The 1,518-nt window shown below is 67.0% G+C and carries 1 protein-coding gene; it reads left to right on the top strand.

The window, feature by feature from the left end:
• The coding region (locus BRAS3843_RS18415) for an XRE family transcriptional regulator (RefSeq protein ID WP_063710309.1) at nt 1-1,437 on the top strand (1,437 nt) is incomplete at its 5' end.
• Nucleotides 1,438-1,518: the final 81 nt, after the last annotated feature.

Below are 1,518 nucleotides of genomic sequence, written 5' to 3'. Positions count from 1 at the left end.
TCCGGGAAGAAACTGTTCGTGGGCCCGCGTTTCCGGCGGATCCGCCAGCAGCTGGGCCTGTCGCAGACCCAGATTGCCGAGGGGCTCGGGATCTCGCCGAGCTATGTCAACCTGATCGAGCGCAACCAGCGCCCGGTCACAGCGCAGATCCTGCTGCGGCTGGCCGAAAGCTATGACCTCGATCTGCGCGACCTCGCCACGGCCGACGAGGATCGCTTCTTTGCCGAGCTGAATGAGATCTTCTCCGATCCGCTGTTCCGGCAGATCGACCTGCCGAAGCAGGAGCTGCGCGACCTCGCCGAGCTCTGCCCCGGCGTGACCCACGCTCTGCAGCGGCTCTATGCGGCCTACACCGAGGCGCGCCGTGGCGAGACGCTGGTCGCGGCCCAGATGGCCGATCGCAACGAGGGCGGCGCCCGCTTCGAGGCCAATCCGATCGAGCGGGTGCGCGACCTGATCGAGGCCAACCGCAACTATTTCGCCGAGCTCGAGCAGGCGGCCGAGACCTTGCGCGATGAGCTGAACGTGCCGGCAGAGGAGCTCTACGCCGCCCTTGCCGCACGCCTGCGCGAGAAGCATGGGATCGTCACCCGCATCATGCCGGTCGACGTCATGCGCGAGACTTTGCGCCGCTTCGACCGCCACCGCCGCCAGCTCCTGATCTCCGAGCTGATCGATGCGCCGGGCCGCACCTTCCAGCTCGCCTTCCAGCTCGGCATGGCCGAATGCGCGCAACCCTTGCAGACCATCGTGGCCCGCGCCGGCAATCTCGACGACACCGCGCGCCGGCTCTATCGCATCACGCTGGCGAACTATTTTGCCGCGGCCGTCATGATGCCCTACCCGGCTTTCCTCGCCGCGGCCGAAGCCCTCAGCTACGACATCAACGTATTGGCGCAGCGTTTTCAGACCGGCTTCGAGCAGATCTGCCACCGCCTGACCACGCTGTCGCGACCGAATGCGCGCGGCATTCCCTTCTTCATGCTGCGCGTCGACAATGCCGGGAATGTCTCCAAGCGGTTCTCGTCCGGCACCTTCCCGTTCTCGAAATTCGGCGGCACCTGCCCGTTGTGGAATGTGCATTCGACCTTCGACACCCCGGACCAATTGTTGCGGCAGGTGATCGAGCTGCCCGACGGCACGCGCTATTTCTCGATCGCGCAGGTGGTGCGCCGGCCGGTGGCGCCGCACCCGCATCCGCAGCCGCGCTTCGCCATCGGGCTCGGTTGCGAGATCCGCCACGCCGCCAAGCTCGTCTATGCCGCAGGCCTCGATCTGGAGAAGGCCGAAGGCACGCCGATCGGCGTCAACTGCCGGCTCTGCGAGCGCGAGAACTGCAGCCAGCGCGCCGAGCCGCCGATCACCCGCACACTGATTCTGGATGAGACCACGCGGCGCGTGAGCTCGTTCGCGTTCAGTAATGCGCGGGAGCTGTAGAGCCACCACTCCCTCCGCCGTCATTCCGGGGCGCGCGGAGCGCGAGCCCGGAATCCATCGGGCCGCGAGCCGTGCTGTGAG

Origin of the sequence: Bradyrhizobium sp. STM 3843 (genome assembly GCF_000239815.1) — a bacterium.
Lineage (GTDB): Bacteria > Pseudomonadota > Alphaproteobacteria > Rhizobiales > Xanthobacteraceae > Bradyrhizobium.
This window is presented reverse-complemented; position numbering and strand designations above follow the sequence as displayed.